This is a genomic window from Herbaspirillum camelliae, assembly GCF_001929405.1.
Lineage (GTDB): Bacteria > Pseudomonadota > Gammaproteobacteria > Burkholderiales > Burkholderiaceae_D > Herbaspirillum > Herbaspirillum seropedicae.
Genome location: NZ_KV880769.1, coordinates 1740341 through 1755078, shown reverse-complemented (window position 1 = coordinate 1755078; position 14738 = coordinate 1740341). Strand labels below are relative to the sequence as shown.

The 14738-nt window shown below is 52.7% G+C and carries 12 protein-coding genes and 1 pseudogene; 9 read left to right on the top strand and 4 right to left on the bottom strand.

The genetic code is table 11. The features are described from left to right. Positions 1 to 2 precede the first annotated feature (2 nt). The 4 genes from BGK68_RS07790 (at position 3) to BGK68_RS07775 (ending at position 3485) form a co-directional block, all read left to right on the top strand. Positions 3 to 683 (top strand): response regulator transcription factor, encoded by a 681-nt coding sequence (locus BGK68_RS07790; protein WP_075256622.1) that lies wholly within the window; start codon positions 3 to 5, stop codon positions 681 to 683. Continuing rightward, positions 676 to 2052: a sensor histidine kinase gene (locus BGK68_RS07785; RefSeq protein ID WP_075259723.1), complete on the top strand. Its 1377-nt coding sequence runs from the start codon at positions 676 to 678 to the stop codon at positions 2050 to 2052. The genes BGK68_RS07790 and BGK68_RS07785 overlap by 8 nt, the downstream gene beginning before the upstream one ends. Positions 2053 to 2154: 102 nt before the next feature. Then, positions 2155 to 2592: a DUF4148 domain-containing protein gene (locus tag BGK68_RS07780; protein WP_075256621.1), complete on the top strand. Its 438-nt coding sequence runs from the start codon at positions 2155 to 2157 to the stop codon at positions 2590 to 2592. Positions 2593 to 2729: 137 nt separating this feature from the next. Further along, positions 2730 to 3485 (top strand): COG4705 family protein, encoded by a 756-nt coding sequence (locus tag BGK68_RS07775; protein WP_075256620.1) that lies wholly within the window; start codon positions 2730 to 2732, stop codon positions 3483 to 3485. Positions 3486 to 3545: 60 nt separating this feature from the next. On the opposite strand, the gene BGK68_RS07770 is transcribed toward BGK68_RS07775, so the two are convergent. Beyond that, complete coding sequence (locus BGK68_RS07770; RefSeq protein WP_233149445.1) at positions 3546 to 5585, bottom strand: TonB-dependent siderophore receptor; 2040 nt, start codon at positions 5583 to 5585, stop codon at positions 3546 to 3548. Between the two features lie 825 nt (positions 5586 to 6410). Between BGK68_RS07770 and BGK68_RS07760 the strand changes: the two genes are divergently transcribed. From BGK68_RS07760 to BGK68_RS07750, 4 genes and pseudogenes are all read left to right on the top strand, one after another. Next, positions 6411 to 6908, top strand: a complete 498-nt coding sequence (locus BGK68_RS07760) for a sigma-70 family RNA polymerase sigma factor (protein ID WP_075256617.1) — start codon at positions 6411 to 6413, stop codon at positions 6906 to 6908. 2 nt (positions 6909 to 6910) lie between these two features. After that, positions 6911 to 7072 (top strand): annotated as a pseudogene (locus tag BGK68_RS28655) (FecR/PupR family sigma factor regulator); the annotation flags it as partial. A 12-nt stretch (positions 7073 to 7084) separates the two neighbouring features. Further along, complete coding sequence (locus BGK68_RS07755) at positions 7085 to 7906, top strand: FecR domain-containing protein (RefSeq protein WP_233149255.1); 822 nt, start codon at positions 7085 to 7087, stop codon at positions 7904 to 7906. A gap of 84 nt (positions 7907 to 7990) precedes the next feature. After that, positions 7991 to 10429 carry a TonB-dependent siderophore receptor gene (locus BGK68_RS07750; RefSeq protein ID WP_158035422.1) on the top strand — a complete coding sequence of 813 codons (2439 nt, stop codon included), beginning with the start codon at positions 7991 to 7993 and terminating at the stop codon, positions 10427 to 10429. 1462 nt (positions 10430 to 11891) lie between these two features. Here BGK68_RS07750 and BGK68_RS07745 read toward each other — a convergent pair. From BGK68_RS07745 to BGK68_RS07735, 3 genes are all read right to left on the bottom strand, one after another. Next, complete coding sequence (locus BGK68_RS07745) at positions 11892 to 12542, bottom strand: carboxymuconolactone decarboxylase family protein (protein WP_075259721.1); 651 nt, start codon at positions 12540 to 12542, stop codon at positions 11892 to 11894. A gap of 100 nt (positions 12543 to 12642) precedes the next feature. Continuing rightward, entirely contained in the window at positions 12643 to 13125 is a 483-nt protein-coding gene (locus BGK68_RS07740; protein WP_083657754.1) for a (R)-mandelonitrile lyase, read from the bottom strand. A 59-nt stretch (positions 13126 to 13184) separates the two neighbouring features. Beyond that, complete coding sequence (locus BGK68_RS07735; protein WP_075256615.1) at positions 13185 to 13598, bottom strand: (R)-mandelonitrile lyase; 414 nt, start codon at positions 13596 to 13598, stop codon at positions 13185 to 13187. 98 nt (positions 13599 to 13696) lie between these two features. On the opposite strand from BGK68_RS07735, the gene BGK68_RS07730 reads away from it, so the two are divergent. Continuing rightward, positions 13697 to 14587 carry a LysR family transcriptional regulator gene (locus tag BGK68_RS07730; RefSeq protein ID WP_075256614.1) on the top strand — a complete coding sequence of 297 codons (891 nt, stop codon included), beginning with the start codon at positions 13697 to 13699 and terminating at the stop codon, positions 14585 to 14587. Positions 14588 to 14738 lie beyond the last annotated feature (151 nt).

Here is a 14738-nt window from a genome sequence, read left to right as displayed (position 1 = left end):
TGATGAAACTACTGATTGTGGAAGACAACGACCGCGTTGCCCATTTCCTCAAGAAAGGTCTCGCTGAGTCTGGACACACTGCTGACCATGCCGACAACGGCCGAGACGGTATGTTTCTGGCAGCGAGCGAGCCCTATGACGCCATCATCATGGACCGTATGCTGCCTGGCGGCATCGATGGACTTGGCATCATCGAGGCTCTTCGTAAGACGGGGAATAAGGTTCCAATCCTTATCCTGAGTGCGATGTCTGGGGTCGATGACCGCATCCGTGGCCTGCAAGCCGGCGGAGACGACTATCTGGTCAAGCCCTTCTCTTTCGGAGAGCTATTGGCCCGACTGGATGCGCTGGCAAGGCGAACTCGCGAATCGAGTGCTGAAACATCTCTGTCTGTGGCCAATCTTCACCTGGACCTTCTTACTCACAAAGTCACTCGCGGCGGAAAGGCTATTCCTATGCAGCCTCGTGAGTTTCGCCTCCTTGAATACCTGATGCGTCATGCCAACCAAGTGGTAACGCGCACCATGCTATTGCAGAACGTCTGGAATTATGATTTTGACCCGCAGACCAACGTCGTCGATGTTCACATCAGCAAGTTGCGACAAAAAATTGATGCGGATGCGGAAAAACCGCTCCTACGAACCATTCGTAATTCCGGCTACATGCTGACCAATGATGACTAAATTCTTCAGATTCTCTGCTCGCACTGTTTCAGCATGCTACGTCCTTTTTAGCTTGATGGTTCTCCTGTCTTTTGCCACCCCTTTAGGCTACGCATGGCGAGAATATGTGGAAGAAGATAGGTCGCGAATACTTCATGCCGACACCTTGCGGTTGCAGCGAGTTTATGAAGAACAAGGTATTGCCGCCCTAAAGCTCGCCATCGAGACCCAAGTCGGCATGAATGCTGGCGGGTCGGAAGATATTATTTTGCTCACCGATGTCGGCCTCGTGCGTCAAGCTGGTAACTTGCCCTCCTGGCCGAAGACCATTGCGGAAGTGCCAAGCGAAGGGCGGTATTCCATTGATGTCAATGGAAAGACGACGCGAACCCTTGCCAAACACATCATCCTCGACAATCGGTATCACCTCCTTGTAGCTCAAGACATCGATAGATATCGGCTGCTGGAGAATTTGTTCGTATATGGTCTTGGCGGTGCGGCGACCGTCATTATTCTTCTTGGAGCGGCAGGCGGACTTCTGGTACGCAGAAGCCTTCTGGCCAAGGTAAAAGACATCAACAATGCTGCTTCAGCCATTATGCAAGGCAATTTCTCGCATCGGCTACCGCATAGCGGTGGTGAAGATGAGTTAGCAGTGGTTGTTGAGACTGAGAACAAGATGCTGGCTCAGATTGAGCAGCTGATGGATGGAGTCCGAAACGTCTCGAATGCGATTGCACATGACCTCCGTACCCCACTGGCTGAACTACGTTCGCGCTTGGAAGAACTCCTGCTAACGAGACCTGACAGCGAACAAGCTTTTGCCGAGATTGAGCTGGCAATTGCAGACGTCGACCGAGTCATTGCTATCTTCAATGCTTTACTTCGCCTAGCGGAAATTGATACCGGAGCACGTCGTTCCGGCTTCAAACCAATTGACGTCGCGACCATCGTTGATGATGTTTCCGAGTTCTACCTTCCTCTTGCCGAATCCAAACAGCGTGTTCTCCGCGCCGAAGGCTCCCGACATCTTCATCTTAAAGGAGACCCTTTACTTTTGACCCAGGCAATCGGAAATCTGATTGATAACGCCTTAAAGTATTCGTCTCAAAATGGTCTTGTAACCGTTACATCCGGACGCAGACAGGATGGAATGGTGTTTGTCGAAGTATGCGATAACGGCCCTGGGATACCTATTGAAGAGTTACCGAAAGTACAGGAGCGCTTCTATCGCTGCGACGCTAGCCGTGCGACTCCTGGGATGGGACTCGGGTTAAGCGTAGTAGCCGCGATAGCCAAGCTGCATCACGGCCGCCTTGAGTTAAGCAATATTCACCCCGGCTTGCGTGCAGTTCTACTCTTAAATCCCAGCACGATTAAAGATGTTTAATGTATAGGAAACAGATAGTTAATGGTCCAAGGCGCATAGTGTCTCCAACAGCCAACCGGGCTGACGAACACCCCCAAGCGGGAACTCTCGAAAGGAAACATTATGAAATCCACTATTACCAAAATCATCGCCACCACCATCCTCGCGGCCGCATCGGTATCCGCGTTCGCGCAGACTCAGAGCACTGCTTCTGCCGAACGTGATTGGGACAACATGCATTCGCGGAACCAGTACCCTATTGTCCCCTTCAAGAGCACCAAGACACGTGCAGAAGTGAAGGCTGAGCTGATTGCCGCTGAAAAGGCCGGCACCATCGCAAACGGCGACAATTATCCTATCCTGCCCGCGCCCACCACTCACAAGACTCGCGCGGAAGTCCGCGCTGAACTGGTGGCGGCTCAACGCGAAGGTCTCATCACCAACGGCGATGACTACCCCATCCTCAAGCAGCCCGTGTCTCACAAGACTCGCGCGGAAGTCGAATCCGACGTTGCTAGCGCCCAGCACGCCGCCATGATTTCCGGCGACCATTCCCAGTAATTCCTTCCTTCAATGAACTGCGTTGCCCGTGCTTGCGCGGGCATTTTTTTGCGTCATTTATAGCGCCCTAAGAATCACCTAAGTCATCGTTTGTATGGTCAGGAGCTCCTATTTGTCGAAAATATCAAGGAGTAACCATGGCTCAGCCCAAGCGCGACCTTGTGAAGGTTCCTGAAGTTACCGCCCTTTTTTGGCTTATCAAGATTGCCGCTACTACTCTTGGTGAGACTGGTGGGGATGCTGTTTCGATGTCGATGAACCTTGGCTATCTAGTAAGCACAGGCATTTTTGCCGTTCTATTTCTCATTGCAGTGGTCGCCCAGGTTCGCGCAAAGACCTTCCATCCAATTCTTTACTGGACGACAATTGTGGCAACTACTACAGTCGGAACCACACTTGCGGATTTCGCCGACCGCTCCCTAGGAATTGGATACGCTGGCGGCTCCAGCCTACTCCTGCTCCTACTACTTTCCTCTCTCTTCATCTGGCATCGAACCCTAGGTAGCGTGTCTGTGGACAGCATCAGCTCCTCCAAAGCCGAAATTTTTTACTGGGTCACTATAATGTTTTCGCAGACCCTAGGCACCGCATTGGGCGATTGGACCGCCGATACAGCAGGGCTAGGCTACACTGGCGCAGCAATCCTCTTCGGCTCACTGCTCCTAGTCGTCCTAGCGGCGCATTTTTCTAGGAAAGTATCTGGTACGGTCCTGTTCTGGGCTGCCTTCATCTTGACCAGGCCACTCGGTGCTGTTGTGGGTGATTTTCTAGATAAGCCAAATGCGCAGGGCGGATTGGAACTTAGCAGATATACGGCTTCTACCGTGTTGCTCGGCTTGATGCTGATATGTATTTTGGTGTTTCGTCAAAAGGCCGCTAAAAGTTCCCACTAGAACGGGAAAATGCCCTGAAATTTCGAATTCAGGGCATTTCTGATAAGGCAGGCCACAAAATTACATATCGATTTTGACGCGCGCAACGACGGTTCGCTCAGTACCTGGAGTCACGTACAAGTTGCTCCAGGAGCCTGTGTAATAGTTGCGGTTGAAAAGATTGTGAACATCAACCGAAACTCGCACATTCTTGCTGACCTGCCAGTAACTCAGTAATTTCACGGTTGTGTATGCCGGCAATGTATAGGTGTCGGCTGTGTTTCCTGAGCGGTTACCCACGTAGTTCACGCCTGCGCCAAGGCCGTATCGATTTCCGTTTTGTAAAGCGTCTTCACGAATGGCCAGGATGCCGGCACTGTAAGCTGGAATATTGGTTAATCTGGTGCCCGCAGCTAATGTCTTGTCCTTGGTCACGCGAGCGTTGTCCCACGAGAAGTTCCCGGAAATGCGCCAGTTCGCTGTCAGCTGACCAAACACATCGGCTTCAAATCCTGCGCTCTTTACCTCGCCAGCTGCTACTGAAAAACCTGGCACATCACTAGACGTCAACACGTTAGTCTTGGTGATGTCGTAAACTGCGAAATTCGCACCTAATTTTTCGTCTTTAGACTGCAGTTTCACGCCTGCTTCATACGCCGTCGAATGCTGCGGGTCAAACGCTCGGCCATTAATATCGACGCCACTATTGCCGCGGAAGGATTTACCTGCAGTGACATAGTAGGAACTCCAGTCATTCGGCAGATACGTCACTCCCGCACGCGGTGAAACAGCACTCTGCTGCTGCGAAGTGTTGCTCACCGAAGGGGCACGAGTCTGTACGCTTTGGTTGTACTGGTCCCACCGCACGCCCCCCAAAACCTTCCATTGAGGAGTCAAGCTAATTTGGTCTTGCACAAACAGTGCCTTAACCCGCTGGCGTTCATCCGAGCTAGAAGTGCGGTTGGTCACTGGCGGCAAAGATAAACCATATACCGGATTGTAGATATCCAGCGGCATATTGGTAGTGGAACGCAGAATTTCGGTGTTCATCCACAGTTGCGATGCTTCGGCGCCGAACAGCATATCGTGTCCGATGCTTCCGGTTTTGAACTTTCCCTCGAGCTCTGCCTGGAACGACACGTCGCGCGATGGAAGTTGGCGCCAAGTGCGACGGCGATTCAACGTCCTGTTGTCGGCAGCCAGAGAGTCGGCCTCGGTGTAGTAGCCGTCAAAGGTGCTTTCTTTGTAGCTGGCACCGAGCTTCGCTCGCCAGTTCTCTGAGAAATTGTGGTCCAGCGTAAGTTGATGAGTATCGCTATTCAACTGCAGGTTTCCGTCGGACGGCTCATTTAACACTCGGTCGCGTGGCAGTGTGCCCAAGACGCCTCGAACATTGATAACACCACGGTCAAGTGGTGTACTCGAACGAAGAATTTCGGCCTCGTAGTTCAGGATAGTGTCGTTATTGATGACCCAGGTCAGCGCCGGCGCAACCAGCTGACGACGATTACTGAGCATGCTGTTGCGGGTGTCACCCTCTTCGGTCATCACATTCAGGCGGTAAGCCAGATTTTGACTCAATGGACCGGTGCTATCTAAGGTCGCGCGCTTCAACCCACCGGTGCCAGCACTCAATTCGGCCACATTCTTCTGAGTGAACTGGGGCTTCTTCGTAACAATATTGATGGTGCCTCCCGGCTCGCTGCTGCCATAGATGGCGGAAGCGGGCCCTTTCAGGAATTCGATACGCTCGACCGTGGCAGTATCGCGTCGGGGATTGTAGCCACGGGAGCCTGGGAAGCCATTGATAAGGAATCCCATATCCGTGCTACTAAAACCTCGTATGCCGAAGTTATCCCACGTGCCACCGAAGTCGTTCAGCTTTGTAATGCCGCTCACATATTCAACGGTATCTGCCAAACGCACAGCACCCACATCTTCAATTTGCTGGGCGGTCATCACGCGCACAGATTGTGGCACTTCCATTATGGGAGTTTCGGTTCGCGTCGCACCACTCGTGCTGGCGGCCTTGTATGACTTCGAGTCCGACGACGAAACGACACTGATTTCTGGAAGTGCATTCGATGTCGAATCGGCCGGTGCACTTTGTGCGCAAGCCATTGTGTTGAGTGAGATAAGACCTACAGCCACCAAGTGGCGACGAATGATGCAGTGCTGTGGAAGTTGCATAGGAGCATGAACGAGATTTTCAGGAGGCTGAAATATAAATGATAATTATTAATATATGCGAATTATTATCAACAAAGTATTTCAACTGTTGTAAATCCCGAAGTCCTAAGTATTGGCTAAGTTTTGGCGTATATCTGGGCGCTTCGAGTGGCCTGTGGTGGCATTTGCATCTTTCTCGTGCTTTATACTTCCGCTCTCTAAAAAGGGAGCGAATACAGGGATTTGGATATCCATGGACGCAGCAACCATTGACCTTTTTTGCCCTGACTGCGGCAGCCGCACCCTCCAGGTGATGGAGCGCGAGCGCCCTATTCAGGAAACGAAGGTGATATGCCCGTCGTGCCTGCAGCCGTCCAAGATTGCCCAACTCAAGACTGTGACCGGTGTCTCCTGTCAGAAGCATATGCGACGCCGTGACCCTAATTCGGCCGTCGGGAAATACCCCCCGCATCTGCGATAACTCCGGACTCCCTCGTACTCCCGAGCTTGTTTTGAGGCCAAGTTCAAATTTAGAGGCTTGACTTCACATCTCCGGACTCCTCTCCCTAGCGACCAAATCGTCGCGACTCACTCCCTGCCATTCTTTCTCACTTAGTCACTTGGGTAATTGACAAAATGACATTTCCAAGGATTAGCCAAACGAGCTTTTTCCCAACACGCCTTTACATTTTGATTGTAATGAAAATCATTCCGCTTTACAGTTCATCTTAAATAATTCTCATTAAAAGTTAAAATCCAACGCCAGAACCCGCGACTATGCCCGCCGACTCATGCGTCTCCGTAGAAGATTTGTATAGCGCCCACCATGGCACCTTAGTGGAATGGTTGCGCAAGAAACTTGGCTGCGCGAGCAATGCAGCGGACTTAGCTCAAGACACATTTCTCCGTGTGCTATTAAAGCGAGACCTCGAGGCTCTTCGGGAGCCCCAAGCATATCTACGAACAATTGCCCATTCGCTAGTGGTCAACTACTGGCGCCGGCAAGATTTGGAGCGCGCTTACTTAGAAGCTTTAACAGCGCTCCCAGAAAACTCTCTGCAGTCAGAAGAAGACAAGGCCCTACTATTGGAGGGGCTAGAGGAGATTGATAAGCTTCTTGGGCGACTTTCAGTCAAGGCCCGAACTGCTTTCCTACTATCTCATCTGGATGGGCTCACTTATGCGCAAATCGCGCTCGAGCTCGCGGTCTCCGACCGCATGGTAAAAAAATACATGGCCCAAGCTATGTTGGTCTGCATGGAATTCCACGCCTAAATATGAAGGGGAACGATACTTCGGGCCCTGTTCGAAGGGACAGCCACAGCGTTTTGGAAGCAAGCGCCGAATGGTATTCCATCATGCGTGCGGACAGCGTTAGCGACGAAGATATTCGCAAATTGAATGTTTGGTTGCTCGAAGACCCGCGGCATCGGACCGCTTGGGAGCGAGTGATGAGTATCAGCAGCAAATTTGAGGGGATGCCTTCGTCATTGAACGCAAGGGCCGCTAGCCAGGCTGTTGCCACGATTGGCAACAAGCGCCGACAGTCACTCAAGCTACTAGGAGTTCTCTCTTCTATTGGCCTCGTCGGCGTCTTAGCTTTCCGGAACCGCTATGCCTCATCTCTTTTGGCTGAATACCGCACCAGTGTGGGCGAGCAGCGTCAACTGACATTGGCCGACGGTACTGAGCTCTGGCTCAATACCGAAACAGCCATCGACGTTGACTATGGGAGGGCTGAACGCCGTATCACTTTGCGGTCGGGGGAGATTCTAGTGAAGACTGCCGCAGATACCCTCTCCCCCTCACGCCCATTTCTGGTTGTGACCGACCAGGGAGCACTACACCCCTTGGGCACTCAATTCACTGTCCGCACTGAAAGCACATCATCCAACATTGCAGTCTTTGAGGGTGCCGTTAAAGTAAGCCTTAAGAGAAACCGGACCGCGTCTCAGGTTGTACCCGCTGGCTTGCAAATGTTCTTCTCGAATACATCTGCAGGGAATCTGACACCGGCAGAAACTCTACGCCGGGACTGGATACACGGCGCATTAACCGCTGACGACATGCGACTAGAAGATTTTATCAACGAGCTGAGTCGCTATCACCCAGGTATCTTGAGCTGTTCTCCTGATGTCGCAAATCTAAGGATTGTCGGCTCCTATCCAATTCAAAACATGCCTGCCATCCTGGAGGCACTGGAAGGCTCGCTACCGATTACCGTTAAGCAATACACACCATGGTGGACTTCCATCAGTAAAAAATCCGCATAAAACGCTTTTCCTGGTTCCCCTTTTGCTCGAGGCGGTTGGCATACCTGATGAAAGCCACAACTCCTCGAACACGAAAGGGACACCATGTCAGCACAACTCACCGGCCGATTGAGCCGCCAGCTCAAGGCAAAGCGCCTGGCCATAGCAATTCACGTAGCGTTTTCCGCTCTGCCGGTCGCTGCCCTGATGACCGCAGCATCGCCGCTACGAGCAGCTGAGCCGGCTGGTGCTAATGTCCGTTCGTACAACATCCCAGCTGCTTCTTTGAGCAGCGTCATCAGCCGATTCGCTACCGAATCCGGCATTCTGCTGTCGGTCGATAGCAATCTGACTGCTGGCAAGACTAGCGCGGGCTTGCAGGGCAGCTATTCCGTACAGAGCGGCTTCGACAAGCTCTTGAGCGGAAGCGGACTGACGGTTACTCAAAGCGGCAGTGGCTACGGGCTCGCACGTGTAGCTAGCGACGCAGCCACCGACTCCAATTCGCTACCGCAAGTGGCCGTCGTTGGCCAACGCGATGCCGTTGTAGGCTATGTGGCCCATAGCACGACCACCGCAACCAAGTCCGACACTCCCATCCGAGATATCCCACAGACCGTGTCGGTGGTCACACGCGATACCATCCGTGACCAGGCTATGCAAAGCATGGCAGACGCCATTCGCTACGTTCCGGGCATCGGAATGGCGAACGGCGAAGGTAACCGTGATAGCCCCATTATTCGCGGCAACAATGCATCGTCTGGTGACTTCTACATCGATGGCATTCGTGATGACGTCGAGTATTATCGCGACCTGTACAACGCCGACCGCGTTGAAGCTCTGACCGGACCAAACGCAATGATTTTCGGCCGTGGTGGCTCCGGTGGCGTCATCAACCGCGTCACCAAGAAGGCTGATTGGTCCAATAACAAGGAATTGAGCGTTACCTACGGCTCTTATAACAACCGCCGAGTTACAGCCGACATCGACCATGCCCTGAATGACGATGTCGCAGTGCGTGTCGCGGCCATGTACGAAAACTCGGACGGTTACCAAAAGAACTTCAACCTGGAACGCTTCGGTATCAACCCAACCGTAAGCATCAAGGCTAGCCCCGACACGCTCATCACGTTGGGCTACGAGCATTATCAAGATGACCGCGTAGCTGACCGTGGCGTTCCATCGCTGCGTGGCGTTCCGTACGACACCGATTTTTCTACTTTTTTCGGTGACCCACGCGCCGACCGTCGTCCGGTGTCGCTGAAAACCGACAGTTTCAGCGCCATCATCAGCCATAACTTTGGTGGCGGTGCAAAGCTGACCAACCAGACTCGTTTCATGGCATATGACAAGTTCTACCAGAACTACAATGCCGGCGCAGTCAATCTGACCACTGGCGCCGTTCCCATCACTGCGTACAACAACCACCAGTGGCGCCGTAATCTTTTCAATCAGACGGACCTGAATTTCGACCTGCAGACTGGCGACATCAAGCACCGTATGCTCGTCGGCATGGAAATCGGCCAGCAAAACACGGATTACTTCCGTACCACTGGCATCTTCGCAAACGGTAGCACCACCACCAACGTGAACCTGGCGAATCCTTCGGCCAACCTGCCTGTTAGCTACATCCTTGGTGCGAGCACAGCCGACCGCGATGCAACCAGCAATGCGAACCTCTTCGGCCTCTACATCCAGGACCAAATGGAATTGTCCAAGCAATTCCAGATTATTGGCGGCGTACGATTCGACCGTTTCACGTTGGATTATCACAACCGCAACCGTGCGGTCATCGCCGGCGGCGACCTTTCCAGCTCGGACAACTTGGTTTCACCACGCTTGGGATTTGTGTTCAAGCCAATTGAAGCGATTTCGCTGTATGCCAACTACAGCGTGGCCTACTTCCCACGAGGAGGAGACCAGCTGAGCAGCCTGAGCAACGTCAACCAGGGGCTGAAGCCAGAAAAGTTCACCAACTATGAAGTTGGCGCTAAATGGGAAATTCGTCCGGACCTTCTTGGGACTGTCGCTCTGTATCGTCTGAAACGCACCAATGTGGCGGTTACCAATCCACTGACCGGTATTGCGGACCAACTGACCGATGGTCAAAAGACTGATGGTATCGAATTCGGTTTGAACGGGTATATCACCAGTCAGTGGAGCATCAAGGGTGGCTATGCTTACCAAGACTCCAAGCTGACAGCAACCACATCAGGCACCGCTCAGAATGGCGCCGTGGCAGCCATGGTTCCCAAACAGACGTTCTCACTGTGGAACCGTTACGACTTCACTCCTCAGTGGGGAGCAGCGCTTGGCATTATCCACGTGGCTGACCAGTACGCTTCCACCAGCAATCTGGTGAAGCTACCTAGCTACACGCGTTATGACGGTGCCGTCTACTTCGTGCTGAACAAGGACACTCAGATTCAGCTCAATGTGGAAAACATCACCGATAAGAAATACTGGACGAACGCCAACGGAGACAACAACATCACGCCGGGGGCCCCGAGGTTGGTTAAGTTGGGCCTGACTACCAAGTTCTAAGCCGCAGTCAGAGCGAGGTTGGCCACTACATTGCCTGATGTAGTGGTCTTTTTTCCTTTCCAGACCTATCTACTCATGTTCTACCTACTGGAATCATCTAGCTGGTAGCTTAGCAATCAATTCGCACGCGACTACTAAACCGGCAACCCGGAGAGCCCCCCAGTCCGGAAAAGTGTCAGGATTGTGGTATTCGCATACACGCACAGCACCGGCAATAACATGTACGCGCATGCTCCAGCCGGCCGTAGCCAAAATACCCACCACGCGATAGTCTTATCCGTTGTGATGGCCATGGAAAACCTGGGAGGATGAGCTCTTACCTGACCGGAGTCGACGCAGTTGTCGAATGTGCATTTCGCTGGTGCCAAAAGGTTGGGCTATAAGTCTGTTCGAGTGCAGAAACCTATAGTCCAAACAACCTCTTAAAGATGGAAGCGAAATAGTTTGCGAATCTAAACTTAGGAGAAGCTTAGGTATTTCTACGCTCCCCTCCCCCTAAGAAGCACCAAGCACAACATCAATCATTGTTATACCCCAGAAACGACGCTACCGTCCTAGCGGCCTAAATCGATACCCCGGCGATGTGGGGGTTCTGCACCGCCCATAAACAGCGCCTCGTACGCGCGCATTATTAAAGAGCACCTTGGGCTGCCGCAGGCGCCCTGGCTGCAAAGCGCGAAGCGCAATACGCCGACCTAAAAAGCGCTTTCTAAAATCGGGGAGGTATTGGGAGGGTGTCTGCGCTCAGTATCAAAGAGCGAAATGCCGTTCTACCCTGATGATTGCGAAGTAATAAATATAGGAGGGGGATTCCATATTAAAGATATCTTTAATATAGCTATATATGTTTTTATTGTTTTAAGGGATATTCCGAGAACCCTATGGGGCCGTCGGTCATCCGTTAAAAACGAAGATTCCGCCAGACGTCTCGAGTCGCGCCTCTAGCTTTGCCAGCGCACCGGTGTTCTCAACTCTTCCCCACAGTAACCGGTTATCCCCTCATCGCTGCCGTTTTCACCCGACCAATGAAGCGGTCACGGCCATGCATTCTCAGTCGAAGAGTTGGCGCAATCAACGTGTGGCATTGCGCTCAAACGTCTAGTGACAGAGGGATTGTATCGCGTCGAAATCCTCTATGGAAGCGGGTTTTTTGCGGTTTCTGCCTACGCTATCTTGCCCTGAAATAATATACCTGCGAATAGCAGAACATTTTGAAACGCTGGTACTAAAAATATTTTTCAGACTTTCGATAGCACGCCGCTGGTATCAACCTTCGGCCACCACCGCAACGACAGCTTGCGGCAGCGCTTTGGATAGCCGCTGTCCATCGCGAGTGAGGCCAACGGCCTCGTAGAAGTGACCTGACCGGTTTCGTCGGCCAGACCGTTTTTCAAGTAGCCCATAGTTCTTCTTGACCTTACGAAGTAAAGTTGCCTATTGGCATTCCTACCGCATCCCCTCGCTACTTACCTAGCGCTTGCTGGCGCTGGATTGCATCGCTAGTACGGCGACCAGCCTCTTCGCCCACCTCTTTCCGCAATACAGTGACCGCTTGCTGAAGCTGAGGAACGGTCAGCCCCACATTCATGCTAATACGGATATGTGCTGCTAGTTGCGGCTCCGTTCCGGTCATCGCCGACAACGCACCAACTGTAGCCAGTTCGCGGCTACGCCAATCCAAATTTGAACGGGAGAAGATATCGCCGAACAGGTGTGCCTTAAGATAGAAATCGATGGCCGGTGCGAAATCGAACAATGGCCCTTTCACCGGGGCGCCGGAAAGCTTCGTCTGATTCTCGGTACCGGCAGAAAGTAGCTCATCTCCTGTAGGTGATGGACCTGGCTCCTCGCCTTGTGCATCATTGAAACCTTGCTGCTTACGCTCTTGCACCACCTTCATCAGCTCGCCCAGAGCATTGAGACTACGCGGGAAGCCAGCATAGGCATACATCTGCACAAGAGTCTCTTTCGTTTCGCTGATAGTCAGCCCCGTGTCCAGAGCGTTTCTGAGTGCAGAGTTCAAACGTACCAGGTCGCCAGTAGCAGCAAAAGCTGCTACTGGAATCAGTGCCTGCTGCTTCGCCGATAGTGCTTGTTCAACATCCATTTTCATTCCTTCTTGAGCGTAGACAATATGCACCTGCGAAAGAACCAGGCTTAGCAAGAGAAACTTGGCCTTTCGAAGCAGGGAGTGCTTAATTTGGTGGATGCGTTCAACGGGAGGCGTATTGTTCATCGCTAACCTTTTCCATCCATTGCACGTTTTTTCCTTCCTTCGTACCAGTCACTGCCAAGTGCGTCATAGCCACGTTGGATGCAGCTCCATGCCAGTGCTTGACTCCTGGCGGGCACCACACAACGTCGCCAGCTTTGATTTCCTGCACTGGCTTTCCCCACTCTTGAGTACGACCAACGCCCGCGACCACGACCAAATACTGCCCCTCTGGATGCGTGTGCCATGCGGAACGAGCACCCGGCTCAAAGGTGACGTATGCCCCCGAGGCATTGATGTTCTGATTCGCAGAATAAAGAGGGTCAACTCGGACTCGTCCTGTAAAGAAATCTGCAGGACCTACGGCCGAAGATTGCATTCCAGCTGCTGTTACCTGTTGGCCCGCGGGTTCTGATGCTTGGCTTGCCTTAACTACCGCCAGCGCCAATAGGACACTGACCAAAGTGCACGAAATTCGGTTCATAGCTCCCTCCAATTGGTCGTTGAGTAAGTACGAAGGTATTTACGACAGAGCTAGCCCAATTAATCTGTTACGACTGGTCCGGCCAGATATTCCTCGTCGGTTACGTGTTCCATCCACTCCACGTTCTTCCCGTCGAGCATTTCAGTAATCGCCACGTGCGACATAGCAGTCTTGTCGGTGGCGCCATGCCAGTGCCTGCGCTGACACGGACACCACACCACGTCTCCAGCTCGAATCTCAGTGCGAGAGCCGCCTTCGCATTGTGTCCAACCAACGCCATTGGTCACAATGAGCGTCTGCCCGAGAGGATGGCTATGCCACGCAGTGCGCGCGCCAGGTTCAAAGGTCACAATGGCGCCACCACTTCTCGCCGGCTCCTCAGCCTGAAAGAAGCTATCAATTCGGACCGAACCGGTGAAATACTCCGATGGCCCTTTCGCGGATGGCTTACTGCCGTTGCGGGAAATCTTCATTCTGAACTCCATTTACTGTTGACCAAACGATTGTAGGAGCTCAAATATTTGTGCGATAGATGGCTAAATCGGGATGCAGTTGTGCATATAATTCACCAATGAAGACCGAAAACTGGAACGATTTGCAGGCATTCGTCGTGGTTGCTCGCGAGCGAAGCTTTACGCGCGCCGCGGCGCAGCTGGGTATTTCCCGCTCTGCTTTGAGTCACGCAATGCTTGGGCTAGAGGCGAGCCTAGGGATTCGGCTATTGACGAGAACGACACGGAGCGTATCGACAACGGCTGCCGGCGAACGACTATTGGCGACATTGGCGCCTCGATTCAGCGAAATCGCGGAGGAAATCGAGGCCCTAACGGAGTTACGAGATAAGCCCGCCGGGGTTGTTCGAATTACCGCCCATGACCACGCAGTCACGACAGTGCTGTGGCCGAAGCTCCTTCCCATGCTGCGTGAACATCCAGACGTGCAGGTGGAGTTCAGTATTGACTATGGCCTGGTCAACATCGTCGCTCAGAACTTCGACGCAGGCGTCCGGACGGGCAACCTCGTCGAAAAGGACATGGTTGCTATCCCAATTGCTCCACCGCTACGGATGGCGGTTGTAGGCTCGCCAGCCTATATGGCAAATAGAAAAGACCCCACCCATCCACGAGAGTTGATTGAACACCGTTGCATTAATCTGCGACTTCCAACCCTTGGAGGTCTTTATGCATGGGATTTCGAGCGAGATGGTCAGGAGCTTAACGTTCGGGTGCAAGGTCAGGCCGTGTTCAACAACACGTTCCTCATGCTTCAGGCGGCCTTAGATGGAATCGGTCTAGCTTACGTCCCACATGACCTAGTGGCGCCGCACATATCCGCCGGCGCCTTGATATCAGTGCTTGAAGAGTGGTGGCCCAGCTTCCCTGGCTACCACCTCTACTTCGCAAATCGCCGTCAGAAATCACCCGCTCTGGCCTTGGTAGTTAATGCGTTAAAGCTGAATTGACTGCACACGAAGAAGCAACGGCCAAATCCTCAAGGCTCGTTGCCGTGTGCGCTCCGCAGATTATCTATTTTGTCGACCACGCAAATAGCCGAGAAACTGAAGTGCCGTTCTGAGATTTGGTGTTGGGGGCCCAAGTGAGTCACTAGGAGAG

Bases quoted from the DNA above. Each gene is read 5' to 3' on its own strand.
- BGK68_RS07790 (WP_075256622.1), top strand. From the start codon at position 3: ATGAAACTACTGATTGTGGAAGACAACGACCGCGTTGCCCATTTCCTC.
- BGK68_RS07785 (WP_075259723.1), top strand. From the start codon at position 676: ATGACTAAATTCTTCAGATTCTCTGCTCGCACTGTTTCAGCATGCTAC.
- BGK68_RS07780 (WP_075256621.1), top strand. From the start codon at position 2,155: ATGAAATCCACTATTACCAAAATCATCGCCACCACCATCCTCGCGGCC.
- BGK68_RS07775 (WP_075256620.1), top strand. From the start codon at position 2,730: ATGGCTCAGCCCAAGCGCGACCTTGTGAAGGTTCCTGAAGTTACCGCC.
- BGK68_RS07770 (WP_233149445.1), bottom strand. From the start codon at position 5,585: ATGGCTTGCGCACAAAGTGCACCGGCCGATTCGACATCGAATGCACTT.
- BGK68_RS07760 (WP_075256617.1), top strand. From the start codon at position 6,411: ATGCCCGCCGACTCATGCGTCTCCGTAGAAGATTTGTATAGCGCCCAC.
- BGK68_RS07755 (WP_233149255.1), top strand. From the start codon at position 7,085: ATGAGTATCAGCAGCAAATTTGAGGGGATGCCTTCGTCATTGAACGCA.
- BGK68_RS07750 (WP_158035422.1), top strand. From the start codon at position 7,991: ATGTCAGCACAACTCACCGGCCGATTGAGCCGCCAGCTCAAGGCAAAG.
- BGK68_RS07745 (WP_075259721.1), bottom strand. From the start codon at position 12,542: ATGAAAATGGATGTTGAACAAGCACTATCGGCGAAGCAGCAGGCACTG.
- BGK68_RS07740 (WP_083657754.1), bottom strand. From the start codon at position 13,125: ATGAACCGAATTTCGTGCACTTTGGTCAGTGTCCTATTGGCGCTGGCG.
- BGK68_RS07735 (WP_075256615.1), bottom strand. From the start codon at position 13,598: ATGAAGATTTCCCGCAACGGCAGTAAGCCATCCGCGAAAGGGCCATCG.
- BGK68_RS07730 (WP_075256614.1), top strand. From the start codon at position 13,697: ATGAAGACCGAAAACTGGAACGATTTGCAGGCATTCGTCGTGGTTGCT.